The following is a 16,039-nucleotide window of genomic DNA, read 5'->3' as shown; positions in this document are numbered from 1 at the left end:
CGGTCGGTCGCCGGGGCCGGCTCAGTCAATCTGCGGCCCGCAGCTAGGCTGGTTCACCGTTCCCCGAGCGGGACGGGATCGAGGGTGTGACGTGAAGCGCAGTGCAGGTGTCGTCGTGGCCGGCCTCGCCGCCGTTGCCGTCGCCGGGTTCGGGGTCGCGAGCGCCATGGTCGCCCGGCGCGTCATCGGGGCCGGACGAGTGCACTACAGCGAGGTGTTGCCGACCTCGTCGCCGATGACCGTGCGGCTCGAACGGAACGCTGCCACCGCGCTGCCGGGACGATACGGGCTCGAGTTCGACGACGGCTCGCGGGTCATCGTCGGACCAGTGATCGGCCGCGAGACGATAGACGGTTCCGTGATGCGAGCCGTGATCGCCAGCCGGGTTCCAGCCGGAGCGACCCGTGCGCGGTTCACCGGCGCAGCCGTGACACCTACGGACCTCGGGGTGGACGAGGCGCGCGTGCCGAGGACACGGTCGGGGGCGTGGCGATTCGAGGGGACCGTAGACGGCGACGCTCATGGCGACACCTGGGTCGTGCACACCCACGGACTCGGAGCATCCCCGCTCGCGACCCTCCGCTCCGTGCAGGCCGTGCAGCGCGCGGGCCTACCGTCGCTCGTCACCTGCCTCGGTTCGGCGTTCGCCGAGCGGCGCTCCGGGGCCGATGCCAGGGACGTCGAGCGCGTCGTCGCGGCCATCGACGACGCCGTGGCACTCGGTGCGCGGCGGGTGATCGTCTGCGGGTGGTCCTACGGTGCCGCCCTCAGTCTTGCGGCCGCCCGATCACGGCCCGACGCGGTGCAGGGCGCGATCCTCATCTCGCCGATGCTCGGCCTCAGCGAGACGGTGCTGCATGCTGCCGCGGTCGCCGGGGTGCCGCGGTTCCTCGTACACACGGCGCTCGCCGTGCTCTCGACGCCCGTGCTGGCGCGATCCGCCGGGGTGCGCGGCGCGGTTCCGGTCCGCGCGCTGTCCGCCGGGCCGATCGACGGCCTGCCGACGCTCGCGATCCACTCGCCCGGCGACACGACGATCCCCGTGGAACTCACGCGGGCCGTCGCTCGTCGCTCACCGTCGTTCGAGCTGGTCGAGGTCGATGCGGCGCCGCACGGGCTGGAGTGGAACGTCGCGCCGGAGGCGTTCGAGACGGCTGTGCGGGAGTGGCTCGGGGCGCGCTGATCGGAGTGCTCCTCGGTGCCTGAGGTTGTCGAAGGGCGGGGTGTGTCCGTGTGCCCTTCGACAGGCTCAGGGACCGGGATGGTTGGGGGAGCGGGTCGCTGCCGGTTGGGTGCGTGGTGCCCTTCGACAAGCTCAGGGACCGGGGTGGTTGGGGGAGCGGGTCACGGTCGGTTGGGTGCGTGGTGCCCTTCGACGGGCTCAGGGACCGGGGTGGTTGGGGGAGCGGGTCGCGGTCGGTTGGGTGCGTGGTGCCCTTCGACAAGCTCAGGGACCGAGGTGGTTGGGGCTCAGGGACTGGTGCCCTTCGACAGGCTCAGGGACTGGTGCCCTTCGACAGGTTCAGGGACTGGTGCCCTTCGACAGGCTCAGGGACCGGCCCTTCGACAGGCTCAGGGACCAGGGGCTCCGGGACCGGCGAGGCGGAACCTACTTCGCGTAGCGGTAGCGAGCCCCGGTGTGCTCTTCGGGGAGACGGTCGCCACGGCCGTGGAGCTTGTGGCGGAGGCTGCCCTCGACGTACTCCTCGGGGTAGGCGCCGCGGCGTCGCAGCTCGGGGATGACGAACTCGACGATGTCCTCGAAGGTGCCCGGAGTGATCGCGTAGGCGAGGTTGAAGCCGTCGACGTCGGTCTCCTCCACCCACTCCTGCAGGGTGTCGGCGATCTCCGACGCACTCCCGACGATCCGCGGACCGAGCCCACCGATCGCCCCCATGCGCGCGATATCCTTCACCTTGAACTCGCCACCCTCCTCGTTGGCCGCCTGGTAGTTGGCGACCGCCGACTGGATGGCGTTGCTCTTGACGTTGCCGATCGGCTCCTCCGGGTCGTACTGCGACAGGTCGATGCCCATCCAGCCCGACATGAACACGAGCGCACCCTCCTGCGACGCGTACTGCAGGTAGTCCTCGTGCTTCGCCTGGGCCTGCTCGCTCGTCTCGTCGGTGATGATCGTGAGCAGCGTGTAGATCTTCGCCGAGTACCGGTCGCGACCGGCGGCCTCCAGGGCGTCACGGATGCGTCCGACCGTCGCCTTCAAGCCTGCCTTCGTCGACGCACCGACGAAGATCGCCTCCGCGTTGCCCGCGGCGAACTGGATGCCGCGCGGCGACGCACCGGCCTGGTAGATGACCGGCGTCCGCTGCGTGGACGGCTCGGACAGGTGGATGCCGGGCACCGTGTAGTGCTTGCCGAAGTGCCCGATCTCGTGGACCTTCGTCGGGTCGGTGAACACGCCTGTCTCGCGGTCGCGCACGACGGCGTCGTCCTCCCACGAGCCCTCCCACAGCTTGTACAGGACCTCGAGGTACTCGTCGGCGACGTCGTACCGCTCGTCGTGCTCGAGCTGGTCGTCGTGCCCCATGTTGCGCGCCGCACTCGGCAGGTAGCCGGTGACGACGTTCCAGCCGACCCGCCCCTTCGTCAGGTGGTCGAGCGTCGACATGCGCCGCGCGAACGGGTACGGGTGCTCATAGGCGGTGCCGGCGGTTACCCCGAACCCGAGGTGCTTCGTCACCGCGGCCATCGCCGACACGAGCAGGATCGGGTCGTTCACCGGCACCTGTGCGCCGTTGCGGATCGCGGCCTCGTTGCTGTCGCCGTAGACGTCGTAGGTGCCGAGGACGTCGGCGATGAAGATGCCGTCGAAGTTGCCGCGCTCGAGCAGCTGTGCCAGGTCCGTCCAGTAGGAGAGGTCCTTGTAGGTGCTCGAGCGGTCGTCGGGATGACGCCACATCCCCGACGCCTGGTGGGCGACGCAGTTCATGTCGAAGGCGTTGAAGCGGATCTGTCGGGTCATACGCACGATCCTGCATCACGAGTCCCGGACGTCGCCTGGCAATCGGCCTCGCCCGTAACAGGGCGTCATCTGGGGCGCAGCGCACTACCTGTGCGAGGTGTCCTCCGCGGCGATCGCCTCGGCGTACTCCGCGTCGCTGAGCGCGCCGACCGTCGAGTGCCGGCGCCCGTACCCGAGGTAGAGCGCCGCTCCGACGAGCATCCAGATGAGGAACACGATCCAGGTCGTCCCACCGAGCGACACCATCAGCCCGAGGCACATGACGATGCCGAGCGCGGGGACCACCGGGAACAGCGGGACGGAGTAGCTGCGGTCGAGGTCCGGGCGCAGGCGACGCAGCAGGATGACCGAGAGGTTCACGAGGGCGAACGCGAACAGCGTGCCGATGCTCGTGGCGTCGGCGAGCTCGCCGAGCGGGATGAGGGCGGCGACCACGGCGACGACCGCACCGACGATGACGGTCCCGGCGACGGGCGTCCCGCTGCGACGACCCACGCGCGAGAACACCCGCGGCACCATGCCGTCCTGCGCCATCCGGTACAGGATGCGCGTCTGCCCGTAGTAGACGGTGAGCACCACGCTCGCGATCGCGATGACCGCGCCGATGGAGAAGAAGAGCGCGACGATCGGCTGCCCGGTGATCTCGGTGAGGATGCCGACGAACGCGGACTCGTCGTCCGCGAAGGCGGTCCACGGCCGGGCACCGATCGCGGCGATGGCGACGAGGATGTAGACGGCGGTGACGATCACCATCGACAGGATGATCGCGCGCGGCAGGTCGCGACGCGGGTTCGTCGCCTCATCGCCGGCGGTCGATGCCGCGTCGAAGCCGATGTAGGAGAAGAACAACCGGCTGGAGGCTGCCGCGATGCCGGCGACCCCCATGGGCGCGAGCGGTTCGAAGTTGCCGAGGGAGAACGCCGAGAACGCGATGACGACGAAGACGAGCAGCACGGCGAGCTTCACGAACACCATGATCGTGTTCGCCCAGGCGCTGTCCTTCGCACCGCGGACGAGCAGCAGCATCGCGAGCAGGACGAGGGCCGCGGCCGGCAGGTTGATCAGGCCGTCGGCGACGCCGATCGGGTTCGCGAGTGCCGGCGGCAGTCCCAGGCCGAACACCGCGAGCGCCTCGTTCACGTACTGGCCGGCACCAACGGCGACCGCAGCGACGGAGACTCCGTACTCGAGCACGAGGCACCAACCGCACACCCAGGCGACGCCCTCACCCATGGTCGCATAGGCGTAGGAGTAGCTGGATCCGGAGACCGGCACCGAACCGGCCATCTCGGCGTAGGACAGGGCCGACAAGAGCGCTGCGAGTCCGGCGACCGCGAACGCGATCCACACGGCGGGCCCGGCGAGCGGGACGGCGGTGCCGAGGACGACGAAGATACCGGTGCCGAGTGTCGCGCCGACGCTGATCATCGTGAGCTGCCAGACACCGAGCGAACGGCGGAGCGACGTCCCCGAGTCGGCGGGATCCGTCCCGAGTCGGACGAGCGGCATGCGCCGGCGCAGCTGCGCGAGGAGCGGGAGTCGGCGATCAGTCACGGGGATCCATCGTAACCGTGGGGATCCGCGGAGCTTGCCGCGGTCACCGCACCGAGCTGCGCCGGACGACGAGTTCCGGCTTGAGGACGACCGTGCGGTGCTCGTGCGTCGCCGGTTCGTCGACCTCCTCGGCGAGCAGTCCGGCTGCGATCACGCCCATCTCCCGGCCGGGCTGCGCGATCGTCGTCACCGGGACGGCGCTCTCGGCGGCGTAGTGGTTGTCGTCGTAGCCGGTGACGGCGATGTCGTCGGGGACGCTGAACCCGGCGGCGACGAGGTGCTCGATGCACCCGACGGCCAGCGAGTCGGCGGCGCAGACGACCGCGTCGGGGCGGTCCGCAACCGCGCGGTCGGCGAGCTGCTCACCGAGGATGCGGCCGACCCGCGTGGTGAGGCTGTGGGTCTCGGCGACCTCGAGCTCGACGCCTGCGTGCTCGGACACGGCGCGTCGCACGCCCGCGAGACGGTCGGCGACGGCGTGCAGGTGGAGCGGTCCACCGGCGTACAGCAGCCTGGTCCGTCCGAGACCGATGAGGTGGCTCGCGGCCAGGTAGCCGCCGAACTCCTCGTCGACGATGACGCCGCAGGACTGCGCGGGGTCGCCCGGCCAGTTCACGAACACCACCGGGCGGCCGTGGCTGCGCACACGGGCCGCGCCCCGCTGTTCGCCGTCGAGCGGAGCGAGGATGATGCCGCGCACGCGGGTCTCGTCGAACAGGTCGAGGTAGTCGTTCTGGCGTTGGAGGTCGACGTCGCTGTTGGCGAGGAGCAGCTTGAGCCCGGCTTCCGCCGCTGCGGACTCGATCCCACGTGCGATGTCGACGAAGAACGAGTTCCCGATGTCGACGAGCACGGCGCCGACGGTGTTGCCGGTGCCTTTCGCGAGCGTGCGGGCTGCGTCGTTGGGGACGAAGGCGAGGGCGTCGACCGCGGCGGCGACCTTCTCGCGCGTCGCGTCACTGAGCAGGTGGGGTCGGTTGAAGAAGTTCGACACGGTGCCGTGCGACACGCCCGCGCGCTCGGCGACGTCGCCCATCCGCGAGTCCCCGTGCTGCCCGCGCCGTGCTCTCGCTTCCGACATCTTCGCCCACCCTCGTCGTGATCCGCGTCGATCGGTGAATCGTTACCGATTCCACCTTGCGGATCGAAGCCAGTTTACCTAGTCTCATCACTTGACGCGCATCAATTGATGCGCGTCAACAACACACGGCACCGCTCGGGGCCTGCATTCAAGGAGGAATCGCAATGACACGACCCATGCGCCGGAAAGCCGTCCTGGCTCCGCTGGCCGCCAGCGCCGGAGCGCTCGCTCTCGTCCTCACCGGTTGTGGTGGCGGCGGTGGCACGACGACGGCGTCCTCGTTCACCTACCTCATCAACTCCGAGAACACGATGATCCCGGGGCAGATCACGGCCCTCAGCGAGAACCAGTGCAAGGCGGAGAACACGGCCCTACCGCTCAAGGTGGAGACGGTCCCGCAGACGAACCTCGACCAGAAGCTCCAGTTGCTCGCCGGGCAGAACTCCCTCCCCGTCATGTACGCGGCTGGTAACGCTCCCGATCTCACCAAGACGCTCGACGGCTCCGGCAACGTGGTCGACTTCGAGCAGGCCCTCACCGACCTCGACGCGCTCGACGACATCGAGCCCGCGGCGATCAGCACCATCAAGGCGCTCTACGGCGGCAAGTTCAACGTGCTGCCCTACCAGTACAACATCGAGGGGATCTGGTACAACAAGCAGATCTTCGCCGACGCCGGCGTCGAGATCCCGCAGACGTGGGACGAGCTCGTCACCGCTGCCGACACCATCTCGAAGACGGGCGTCACCCCGTTCTCCGCCTCCGGGGAGCAGGGCTGGCCGCTCACGCGTCTCGTCGGCGACTACCTCTTCCGTGACCTCGGCGCCGATGCGCTCCAGAAGGTCGCCGACGGCGATGCGAAGCTCACCGACCCCGAGTACGTCGAGGCGGCCGCTGCCGTCGCCGACCTCGGCGCGAAGGGCTACTTCGGGCAGGGCGTCGGATCGATCGACTACGACACGGCCGCGCAGCAGTTCCTCACCGGCAAGGCCGCGATGTTCTACATGGGCAGCTGGATCCTCGAGTCGATGAACGACGAGACGGCGAACCAGATCGGCATCGACAACGTCGGCTTCATGCCGTTCCCGGCCGTCGAGGGCGGCAAGGGCTCGATCGACGAGTACCCGGCGAACGTCGGGCTGCCGACGACGATGAACGCGAAGCTCTACGACGACAAGGTCGGCGACTGGCTCGGCTGTATCGCCGAGAACTACGGCAGCGCGGCGCTCCAGGATCAGGGCACCATCTCGGGCTTCAAGACGAACACCGAGGTGACCGGCGTCGCACCGCTCACCCAGGAGATCCAGACGACGATCTCCGAGTCGACGTCGAGCGTGCTCTGGTTCGAGGCGCTCTTCTCCACGAAGGCGACGACCACCAGCCAGACGAACGCCGCACAGCTCGTGACCGGGGCGATCAGCCCCGAGGAGTTCATGCAGCTCGTCCAGGCGGACCTCGACAACTGATCCGCGGCGGGCGGCGGTCTCGCGCCGTCGCCCGCCTCCAACCGCGGCTGCACACGGAAGTGACATGACATGAAACACGTTCTCGGCGACAAGCGGGCGATCGCGATCCTGCTCGGTCCCGCCCTCCTCGTCTACACCCTGGTGATGCTCGTCCCGGTCATCTGGTCGCTCGGCTACACGGTCTTCGAAGGCAACGCCATCACCGGCTTCACCTTCGTGGGCGTGGACAACTTCCTGCGCGCAGCCGGCGATCCGAAGGTCTGGGACGCGGTCCTCTTCACGGTCAAGTACGCCCTGGTCGTCACGATCGGGCAGGTCTTCATCGGGTACCTGATGTCGCTCCTGTACGTGTTCGTCCTGAAGCGTTCGTCCGGCATCATCCGCACACTGGTGTTCTTCCCGGTCGTCCTGCCGACCGTCGCGGTCGCGCTCCTCTTCCAGAAGATGTTCGAGGTGGCACCCTCCACCGGCGTCGTCAACACGGTCATCACCAGCTTCGGCGGCGACTCCGTCGACTGGTTCGGCAGCGGCGCGAACGCGTTCCTCGTGATCGCGATCATGGACATCTGGCGCTCCATCGGCTTCTACGGCGTCCTGCTGTACGCGGGCATCGTCGAGATCCCCGAGGACACGCTGGAATCCGCCCGCCTCGACGGAGCGACCGGCTGGAGCCTCGTGCGCCACATCGTCATCCCGCTGTCGCTGCCCGTCCTGCTGTCGGCGATCATCTTCAGCATCAACGGCACCCTCAAGGTCTTCGACTCGATCATCGCGCTCACGAACGGCGGGCCGGGCAACGCGACGAGCCCCCTGACGCTCTACATGTTCCAGACGTCGTTCTCCTACGGCGAGTACGGCTACGGCAGCACCATCGCCCTGTTGCTGACGATCATCTGCCTCGTCGTGACCGTGTTCATCTTCCGTTCCTCGCGTCGCGACCTCACGAAAGCCTGAGCCGATGACCTCCAGCACCCTGCCCGCCACCGCGGTTCCCGCGAAGACCCCCGAGCGCCGACCGCGCGTCTCGCCCGGCGCCCGCCGCTTCCGCCGCGGGCTGGTCAAACTGCCCCTGAACGTCCTTGTCGCGGTCATCCTCGTCATCACGATCTATCCGCTGTTCTGGCTGGTGATCAGCTCGTTCAAGACGAACGACGAGTTCATCAACGGCGACGCCTTCGCCCTGCCGTCCTCGATCGCCTGGGGCAACTACGTCGAAGCGTGGACCACCGGCAACATGGGCCAGTACCTCACGAACAGCGCGCTCGCGGTGTTCCCGGCGCTCGCGCTCATCATCGTCCTCGGGACCGCAGCCGGCTTCGCCCTCGAGGTCATGGTGTGGAAGGGGAGGAACGGCGTCCTGCTGGCGTTCCTCGTCGGCATCATGGTGCCGGGGCAGATGATCCTGCTGCCGCTGTTCACCGTCTACTTCCAGACCGGGCTCTCCGGCACGCTCTGGCCGCTCATCATCACCTACACCGCGATCGGCCTCCCGCTCACGGTGTTCATGATGGCGACCTTCTTCCGGGCGATCCCGCGCGAGGTCTTCGAAGCGTCGACCCTCGACGGCGCGAGCATCATCCGCTCGTTCTTCGTCATCGGGTTCCCGATGGTCCGGAACGGGATCTTCACGATCGCCCTCGTGCAGTTCTTCTTCATCTGGAACGACCTGCTCATCGCGCTGACCTTCACGAACAGCTCCGACCTCCGCACGATCCAGGTCGGGCTGCTCAACTTCACCGGCGAGTTCGGGGCCACGCAGTACGGCCCGCTGTTCGCAGCCATCTGCATCAACGTGTTCGGCACCCTCGTGCTCTACCTCGTGCTGAACCAGCGGGTGATGAAGGGGCTCACGGCGGGCTCCGTCAAGGGCTGATCCCTCAGTCGCCGCCGTCCCCAGCGCCCTTACTCGCGCTTCCCACCACTCCGCTCACCCGGGTCCGCTCCGACCGGGAGAAAGGCGACGTCTCGCCATGACCACCTCCATCACCGCCACCACGTCCGACCAGGCCGGACGTCCTCCCGCCGCCGCCGAGCAGGTCACCGTGACCGCGCCACGCTTCGAGCACCTCCGTGAGCCGCTCGGCATCGGCGTCGCGTCTCCGCGGTTGTCCTGGAAGCTCACCGCTCCGTCCGACTTCGAGCAGTCCGCGTATCAGGTCGAGGCGTTGCGCGCCGACGGCCGCACGGAGGCGGAGCCGGTCGCCTCCTCCGAGCAGGTGCTGGTCGACTGGCCGTTCGAGCCACTCGTGTCGCGTGAGGCGGCCGTGGTGCGGATCCGGGTCCAGGATCGTGACGGTGCGTGGTCGGCGTGGAGCGAGTCGGCGACCGTGGAGGCCGGCCTGCTGGAGCCGTCCGACTGGACGGCGGCACCGGTGGGCGGCGCGTGGGAGGAGGACCCGGAGGCCGAACGGCGACCGTCACTCGTCCGTCGGGAGTTCTCGCTGCCGGACGACGTCGTCTCCGCCCGCCTCTACGTGACCGCCCACGGGCTCGCCGAGGTCGAGATCAACGGGAGTCGTATCGGGGCGGACGCCCTGGCGCCGGACTGGACCGTCTACGGCGAGCGCCTCACGCACCGCACGTACGACGTCCTCGACGCGCTGCGTGCGGGTGGGAACGCGATCGGGGCCTGGCTCGGTGACGGCTGGTACCGCGGCCGCATCGGCTTCCACGGCGGGTATCCCAACCTGTACGGGGCCGACCTGTCGCTCATCGCGCAGCTCGAGGTGACACATGCCGACGGCACGCGCACGACGATCGCCACCGACGCCGACTGGACGGCCGGGTTCGGGCCGATCCTCCGCAGCAGCCTCTACTTCGGCGAGCACTACGACGCGCGTGAGGAGGTCGCCGGTTGGTCGCTTCCAGGGTTCGACGGGGAGGGTTTCTCGCCCGTCGCCGTCGGATCGCGCGATACCGGGACACTGGTGGCGCCGCAGGGGCCGCCGGTCCGGAACACGCAGGTCGTCTCGCCGGTGGAGGTGACCACCTCGCCCTCGGGCGCCACGGTGCTCGACTTCGGGCAGAACCTCGTGGGTCGCCTCCGCATCCGGGTCTCCGGAGCGCGCGGGACGACCGTGCAGCTCCGTCATGCGGAGGTCATGCAGGACGGCGAGATCTACACCCGTCCGCTGCGTGGTGCCCTCGCGACCGACCGGTACACGCTGCGTGGTCCGGCATCCGACGCCGCCGATGGCACGGATCATGTTGAAGTGTGGGAGCCGCGCTTCACGTTCCACGGATTCCGGTACGCCGAGATCACGGGATGGCCGGGCGCGTTCGATCCGTCGGACGTCGAGGCGCTCGTCTACCACAGCGACATGGAGCGCACGGGGTGGTTCGAATCGTCCGACCCGCTGCTCGACCGGTTGCACGAGAACGTGGTCTGGGGGATGCGCGGCAACTTCGTCGGCCTGCCGACCGACTGCCCGCAGCGGGACGAGCGGCTCGGCTGGACCGGGGACATCCAGGTGTTCGCCCCGACGGCGTCGTTCCTCTACGACTGCGCGGGGTTCCTGGGCGGGTGGTTGCGGGACGTGGAGGCGGAGCAACTCGACGACGGGACCATCCCCTGGTACGTCCCGGTCATCCCTGGTGGCAGCGAGTGGACGCCGATCCGGCCGGGCGCGGTGTGGGGCGACGTCGCCGTCCTGACGCCGTGGACCCTGTTCGAACGGTTCGGAGACCGCGGGGTGCTCGCGACGCAGTATGAGAGCGCGAAGCGGTGGGTGGACCTCGTCGACCGTCTCGCAGGGCCAGGCCACCTGTGGAACACGGGCTTCCAGCTCGGCGACTGGCTCGACCCGGCTGCACCCCCGAACGACCCAGCCGATGCCGCGACCGACCGCTACCTCGTCGCGACCGCGTACTTCGCGTGGTCGGCGAAGCGACTGGGGGAGACGGCGGCCGAACTCGGTCTGACGGCCGACGCCGAGCACTACGGGCGGCTCGCGGCGGCGGTCCGGGACGCCTTCGCCGCGGAGTACGTGCTCGAGACGGGCGAGCTGACGAGCGATGCGCAGACGGCGTATTCGTTGGCACTGGAGTTCGGACTGTTCCCGACCTCGGAGCAGCGGGACTGGGCAGGTCGTCGGCTCGCCGAGCTCGTCGCCGCGGCCGGCAACCGTATCGCGACCGGCTTCGCGGGGACACCGCTCATCACGGACGCGTTGACCGACAGCGGCCACCTGTCGACCGCCTACGACCTGTTGTTCGAGGACGAGTGCCCGTCGTGGTTGTACACGGTGAAGCAGGGTGGCACGACGATCTGGGAGCGGTGGGACAGCCTCCGCCCGGACGGGACCGTGAACCCCGGCGGGATGACGTCGTTCAACCACTACGCCCTGGGTGCTGTCGCCGACTGGATGCACCGCTCCATCGGTGGGCTCACGAGTGTCGCGCCGGGGTACCGCCGGGTGCGGATCGCGCCGCGACCGGATCCACGGCTGACGTCGGCCGCGGTCGCGCATGAGTCGCCGTACGGGCGCATCAGTGTGTCCTGGCGGGTCGCCGGGGAGGCGTTGGAGGTCGATGTGGTCGTGCCCGTCGGTGTCACCGCGGAGATCGCCCTCACCGGTGCGGAGGAGCAGGTGGTCGCGCACGGTGAGCACCGGTTCGTGGTGCCGGTCGTCTCGGACTGAGCCCGGGTCGCCCAGGTTCACCCCGTCTCGGCGAGCTCGGGTCTGGTCTCGTGTCGTCGGCCGTCGGGTGTGGTCCAGGTGAGGATGCCGCCGGGGTGGTGCTCGAGGTTCCAACCCGGCAGGTGTTTCAGCCGGTGATGATGTCGGCAGAGACAGGCCAGGTTGTCGACAGCTGTCGTGCCGCCGTCCTGCCAGGCGACCGAGTGGTCGAGGTCGCAGCTCCGGGCGGCTCGTCCGCAGCCCGGAGCCCGACACGTGGTGTCTCGCAGGCGGACGGCGCGCGCCAGGTCTGCCGGTACCCGGTACTGCTCGCGCCCGACGGACACGACGGCTCCCGTTTCCGGTTGGGTGAGGATACGGGTCATGGAAGGGGCCGTGACGGCGAGTCGGGCGGCGGTGTCGGGGTCGATCGGGCCGTAGCCGTCGAGCACGCCGGGTTCGTCGGTGACGCCGAGGGTGGACAGGGCCGGGACGGTCATCTGGACGGTGGCCCGGATGCGGGCCTCGATGCCGACGGGCTCGACGAGCAAGGGGTCGGCCCCGGCGGCGACCGCCGCCTCCGCGATCCTGGCTGCGTCGTCGAGCGGCGCGGAACCGGGCAGCCAGGTGAACGTCCCGGTCGTCTCCGGGTCGACCGGGATGGGACCGACGTCGTCGCGCACCGTGCCGGCCACGGCGAGCGACGCGAGGGCGTCGGCGCGCAGCTGCGCGAGCGTGCGGGTGTCGCCCGCGATCCGCGCCGGGACCGCGACGGCGTCGAGGCGGTTCCTGATCGCGTGCGCCAGCGGGGCGGTGGTGAACAAGTGCAGCCAGGCCATGCCGTCGGTCGCAGCTTCGAGCTCGACACGGCGGTCGGTGATCGAGCGCGTGCGTCGAGCGGTGATCGATTCGGGGTGCAGCCGCTCCCGAACGACCCTCGCGCGCTGACGCAGGCGTGCGGTCGTCGATCGGAGGGCCACGGGCAGCACCTGCTCGAGGAACACCGTGCGGCCCTCTGCCGGGACGTCGCGCAGCTGGTCGGTGATCGCGCGGGCGTGACCGCCGCTGATGGAACCCTGCGCGAGGGCCTCGAGCACGGTGGGTGCGTGGTGGACGAGGGCCTCGGCGTCGCCGACCCGCGCCTGGAGCGTCGATTCGGACATCCTCGTGGCGATCGCGAGCGACGCGCACATCGACCGCCGCGCGAGGTCGCGGGCGTCGGTCGAGGTGGTGCTCGCGGAGACGAGCGCTGACGCGGTCGCATCGGCGTAGGAGAAGGCTTCGGCCAGCAGGTGCGCCTCCTCGGCGTCGAGCGCCGCGCGGCGGCGGGTGAGATCGACGAAGCGGTCGGTGAACGACGCCATCCGAGCAGCGAACACATCGCTCGGGTGTTCCGGGTGCTCCGGATACCCCGAGCGCTCGTGCACCTCGGGGTCGTCGAACGTGGCGGTCTCGGTCATGACCCCAGTCCAACATGGACCACTGACATTCGAGATGATCACCAGGATTCGGGCCGATCGGACCCGCCCATGACCTCGCACAGACGACCGCCGAACACCAGGGCGAGCCAGCCGTCACCGGTGGCTCGTACGATGAGCGGGTGGGTATGCGTTCGCTGCTGAGTCAGCTGGCCGGGGGAATCCGAGGAGCGGCGCCGGAGGGCGTCGACGAGCAGGCGGTCATCCGCCTCAATGCGGAACGGCCCGTGCGCGAGGTGCTCGAGCTGGCCGGCCGGATCGGCGAGTCGATGCTGGCTCTCGGAGCAGCAGCGGCCGAGGTCACCGACGCCATCCGTCGCGTGTGCCGCGCGTTCGACCTCGAATGCCAGGTCGACCTCACCTTCACCTCCATCCTCATCGCGCACGACGGGTCCGAGCTGTCACCGGGCGTCACCGTGCTCCGCGTGGTCCGCTCGCCCTCCGCCGACTTCGACCGCCTCGCCAAGGTCGTCGTGGTCGCCGAGGGCATCACCAACCGATCCGAACCGATCATGACGGTCACCGACGTCGCCCGCGACGACGAGGCCGACCTCCGCGACGAACTGCACGCCCGCCTCGGCGCCGCCCACCGCGACCTCGACCGCATCCTTACCGCACGACGGACCTACCGCCGTGGCTTCGTCACCGTGCTGCTGTCGACGATGGCGGCGGCCGTCGCCGTCCTCCTCGGTGGCGGCGTCGTCTCGATGCTGCTCGCCGCCGCCACCACCGCGCTCATCGACAGCGCCTTCCGCGCACTGAACGTCTGGAAGCTGCCGGTCTTCTTCCTCCAACTCACCGGGGCGGCCATCGCCACGACCGTCGCCGTCCTCATCTCGATCCTCAGCCCCTACGTCCCGGACGACCTCTCGGCCCTGCCGCCCGCGCTCATCGTCGCATCGGGCATCGTCGTCCTCCTCGCCGGCGCTTCGCTCGTCGGGGCGGCCGACGACGCGATCAACGGGTTCCCCGTCACCGCGAGCGGACGGCTCGTCGAGGTGATGCTCCTCACCATCGGGATCGTGGTCGGCATCGGTGGCGTCCTCGACCTCGCCCGGCGCCTCGGCATCTCCCTCGTCCTCTTCGACCTCCCGGTGAGCCCGTGGCCCGTCGCTGTGCAGATCGTCGGTGCGGCCGTGGCCTCCGCCGCCTGGGCGATGGCCTCGCAGGCGGCCATCCGTGCAGCGTTCTTCGCCGGGGTCACCGGCGCGATCGCGTTCTCCGTCTTCGTGTTCGTCTCCGGCAGTGGCGTCGCGCCCGCCGCAGCCAGTGCGCTCGCCGCGCTCATCATCGGCTTCGCCGCGGAGGCGCTCGGCCCGCGGCTGCGCATCCCGGCGATCATCCTCACCATCTGTGGGATCGTGCCGCTGCTGCCCGGGCTCGCGATCTACCGCGGCATGCTCGCGCTCGTGAACGGCGAGCAGGGTTCCGAGGGGGTCGAACAGCTGCTGCAGGCGGGCCTCACCGGCCTCGCGCTCGCCGCCGGCGTCACCCTCGGCGAGATCCTCGCCCGCCGCACGGGCGTCTCCGGCCGCGTGCTGCTGCCCGGATACATCCGGCGCTCCAAGCGCCACCCGCGCTGAGCGGAACGACTCAGGGACCGGCTGGCGAGGCCGTCCGCTGCCGCTCCTGGGGCTTCGCCGCGGACGTCAGGAACGACGCCAGGACGACGACGGCGAGCACCACGATCATCGCGCCGCGCAGACCGAAGTGCTCTCCGAGGAACCCGAGCAGCGGCGGACCGACGAGGAACGCGACGTAGCCGGCCGAGGCGACGGCGCCGACGGTCGTCGTCGGATCGTCGCTCTCACCCGCCGCCGAGAGGGTCACCGGGAAGCCGAGCGCCGCACCGAGCCCCCACAGCAGCACCGCGAGCCCCGCGACGAGGACACTGTCGGAGAACACGACGAGCGCGATCCCGACCGCCGACACCAGCGCGCTCACCCGCAGCACATTGGCCTTGCCGAAGCGGGCGAGGAGCGGTTCACCGGCGAAACGACCGATCGTCATGGCGAGGGCGAACCCGGCGAAGACGATCGATCCGACGGCGGCCGTGGTGCCGTGCCCGTCGACCATGATGAGCGGCAACCAGTCGCCGGCGGCGCCCTCGGCCAGCGCGAGGGCGAGCACGATGAGGCCGAGGAAGATCACGCGCTGCTGCCGCCAGATTGCGAGCTGCGCACGGATCCCGGGGGAGCCGGCACCCGTGTCCGACTGTCGTCCGGTCTCGGCCGGGATCTTCGGGATCGCCCACAGCAGCGCCGCCAGCGCGACGGTCGCGACGATCAGCAGATGGATCGTCACTGGGAAGGCGATCGCCGTGAGCGCGATGCCGGCGACCGAGCCGATGACGGAACCCAGGCTGTAGCAGCCGTGGAGCACGGGCAGGATGGACCGCCCGGACAGCTGCTCGATCATCGCGCCCTCGATGTTGATCGCGATCTCGGCGAGGCCGAAGCCCAGACCGATGCCGATCAGACCGAGGAAGACACCGACGCCCTGCCCGGCACCCGCCATGAGGGCGAGGAGCGCGAGTCCGATGACGAACGCCGCTCCGCCGATGATGATCGGGCGACGCGCACCGAACCGACGGACGAGCGCTGCGGACGACAGGATGCCCGTCATCGATCCGACGGAGATGCCGAAGAGGATGAGTCCCATTTCGGCGGTGCTCGCGTGCACGAGGTCGCGGACGGCCGGCGTCCGGACGATGAAGGACGACAGGCCCACGCCGACGGTGAGCATGAAGACGAAGATCGCCCCGCGCCGCCGCCGAAGAGGGGCGGACAGCGCGGGGCGGGGGTTCGCCTGACCGGCGCGAGCACTCATGCTCCGAGCCTAGAGGCGGTGATGCGGTGTGA

General features: G+C 69.7%; 11 protein-coding genes. 6 read left to right on the top strand and 5 right to left on the bottom strand.

Annotated elements, in window-relative coordinates; all coding sequences use genetic code 11:
* Positions 1–91 precede the first annotated feature (91 nt).
* Complete coding sequence (locus ACQ3HE_RS09105; protein WP_430892349.1) at positions 92–1,183, top strand: alpha/beta fold hydrolase; 1,092 nt, start codon at positions 92–94, stop codon at positions 1,181–1,183.
* A gap of 426 nt (positions 1,184–1,609) precedes the next feature.
* On the opposite strand, the gene ACQ3HE_RS09100 is transcribed toward ACQ3HE_RS09105, so the two are convergent.
* The 3 genes from ACQ3HE_RS09100 to ACQ3HE_RS09090 form a co-directional block, all read right to left on the bottom strand.
* Positions 1,610–2,980: an LLM class flavin-dependent oxidoreductase gene (locus ACQ3HE_RS09100; RefSeq protein WP_192004341.1), complete on the bottom strand. Its 1,371-nt coding sequence runs from the start codon at positions 2,978–2,980 to the stop codon at positions 1,610–1,612.
* 84 nt (positions 2,981–3,064) lie between these two features.
* Positions 3,065–4,489: an APC family permease gene (locus ACQ3HE_RS09095; protein WP_430893079.1), complete on the bottom strand. Its 1,425-nt coding sequence runs from the start codon at positions 4,487–4,489 to the stop codon at positions 3,065–3,067.
* 88 nt (positions 4,490–4,577) lie between these two features.
* Positions 4,578–5,615 carry a LacI family DNA-binding transcriptional regulator gene (locus tag ACQ3HE_RS09090; RefSeq protein ID WP_430892347.1) on the bottom strand — a complete coding sequence of 346 codons (1,038 nt, stop codon included), beginning with the start codon at positions 5,613–5,615 and terminating at the stop codon, positions 4,578–4,580.
* Positions 5,616–5,779: 164 nt separating this feature from the next.
* Here ACQ3HE_RS09090 and ACQ3HE_RS09085 point away from each other — a divergent pair, with 164 nt between their 5' ends.
* The 4 genes from ACQ3HE_RS09085 (at position 5,780) to ACQ3HE_RS09070 (ending at position 11,721) form a co-directional block, all read left to right on the top strand.
* Positions 5,780–7,081: an ABC transporter substrate-binding protein gene (locus tag ACQ3HE_RS09085; protein ID WP_430892345.1), complete on the top strand. Its 1,302-nt coding sequence runs from the start codon at positions 5,780–5,782 to the stop codon at positions 7,079–7,081.
* 69 nt (positions 7,082–7,150) lie between these two features.
* Positions 7,151–8,035 (top strand): carbohydrate ABC transporter permease, encoded by an 885-nt coding sequence (locus ACQ3HE_RS09080; protein ID WP_430892343.1) that lies wholly within the window; start codon positions 7,151–7,153, stop codon positions 8,033–8,035.
* Positions 8,036–8,039: 4 nt separating this feature from the next.
* A complete protein-coding gene (locus ACQ3HE_RS09075; RefSeq protein ID WP_430892341.1) occupies positions 8,040–8,954 on the top strand; it encodes a carbohydrate ABC transporter permease in 915 nt (304 codons plus the stop codon).
* Between the two features lie 97 nt (positions 8,955–9,051).
* Positions 9,052–11,721: an alpha-L-rhamnosidase gene (locus ACQ3HE_RS09070; protein WP_430892339.1), complete on the top strand. Its 2,670-nt coding sequence runs from the start codon at positions 9,052–9,054 to the stop codon at positions 11,719–11,721.
* Positions 11,722–11,738: 17 nt separating this feature from the next.
* Here ACQ3HE_RS09070 and ACQ3HE_RS09065 read toward each other — a convergent pair whose 3' ends face one another.
* The gene (locus ACQ3HE_RS09065) at positions 11,739–13,160 is read right to left on the bottom strand and encodes an HNH endonuclease signature motif containing protein (protein ID WP_430892337.1); all 1,422 of its coding nucleotides are present in this window, start codon (positions 13,158–13,160) and stop codon (positions 11,739–11,741) included.
* Between the two features lie 146 nt (positions 13,161–13,306).
* On the opposite strand from ACQ3HE_RS09065, the gene ACQ3HE_RS09060 reads away from it, so the two are divergent.
* Positions 13,307–14,761: a threonine/serine exporter family protein gene (locus tag ACQ3HE_RS09060; protein WP_430893078.1), complete on the top strand. Its 1,455-nt coding sequence runs from the start codon at positions 13,307–13,309 to the stop codon at positions 14,759–14,761.
* A 10-nt stretch (positions 14,762–14,771) separates the two neighbouring features.
* Here the strand turns inward: ACQ3HE_RS09060 and ACQ3HE_RS09055 are convergent, their stop codons facing one another.
* A complete protein-coding gene (locus tag ACQ3HE_RS09055; protein ID WP_430892335.1) occupies positions 14,772–16,007 on the bottom strand; it encodes an MFS transporter in 1,236 nt (411 codons plus the stop codon).
* Positions 16,008–16,039: the final 32 nt, after the last annotated feature.

Origin of the sequence: Plantibacter auratus (genome assembly GCF_050587365.1) — a bacterium.
GTDB lineage: Bacteria > Actinomycetota > Actinomycetes > Actinomycetales > Microbacteriaceae > Plantibacter > Plantibacter auratus.
The sequence above is the reverse complement of the archived record's forward strand: the minus strand, read 5'-3'. Positions and strand labels throughout refer to the sequence as shown.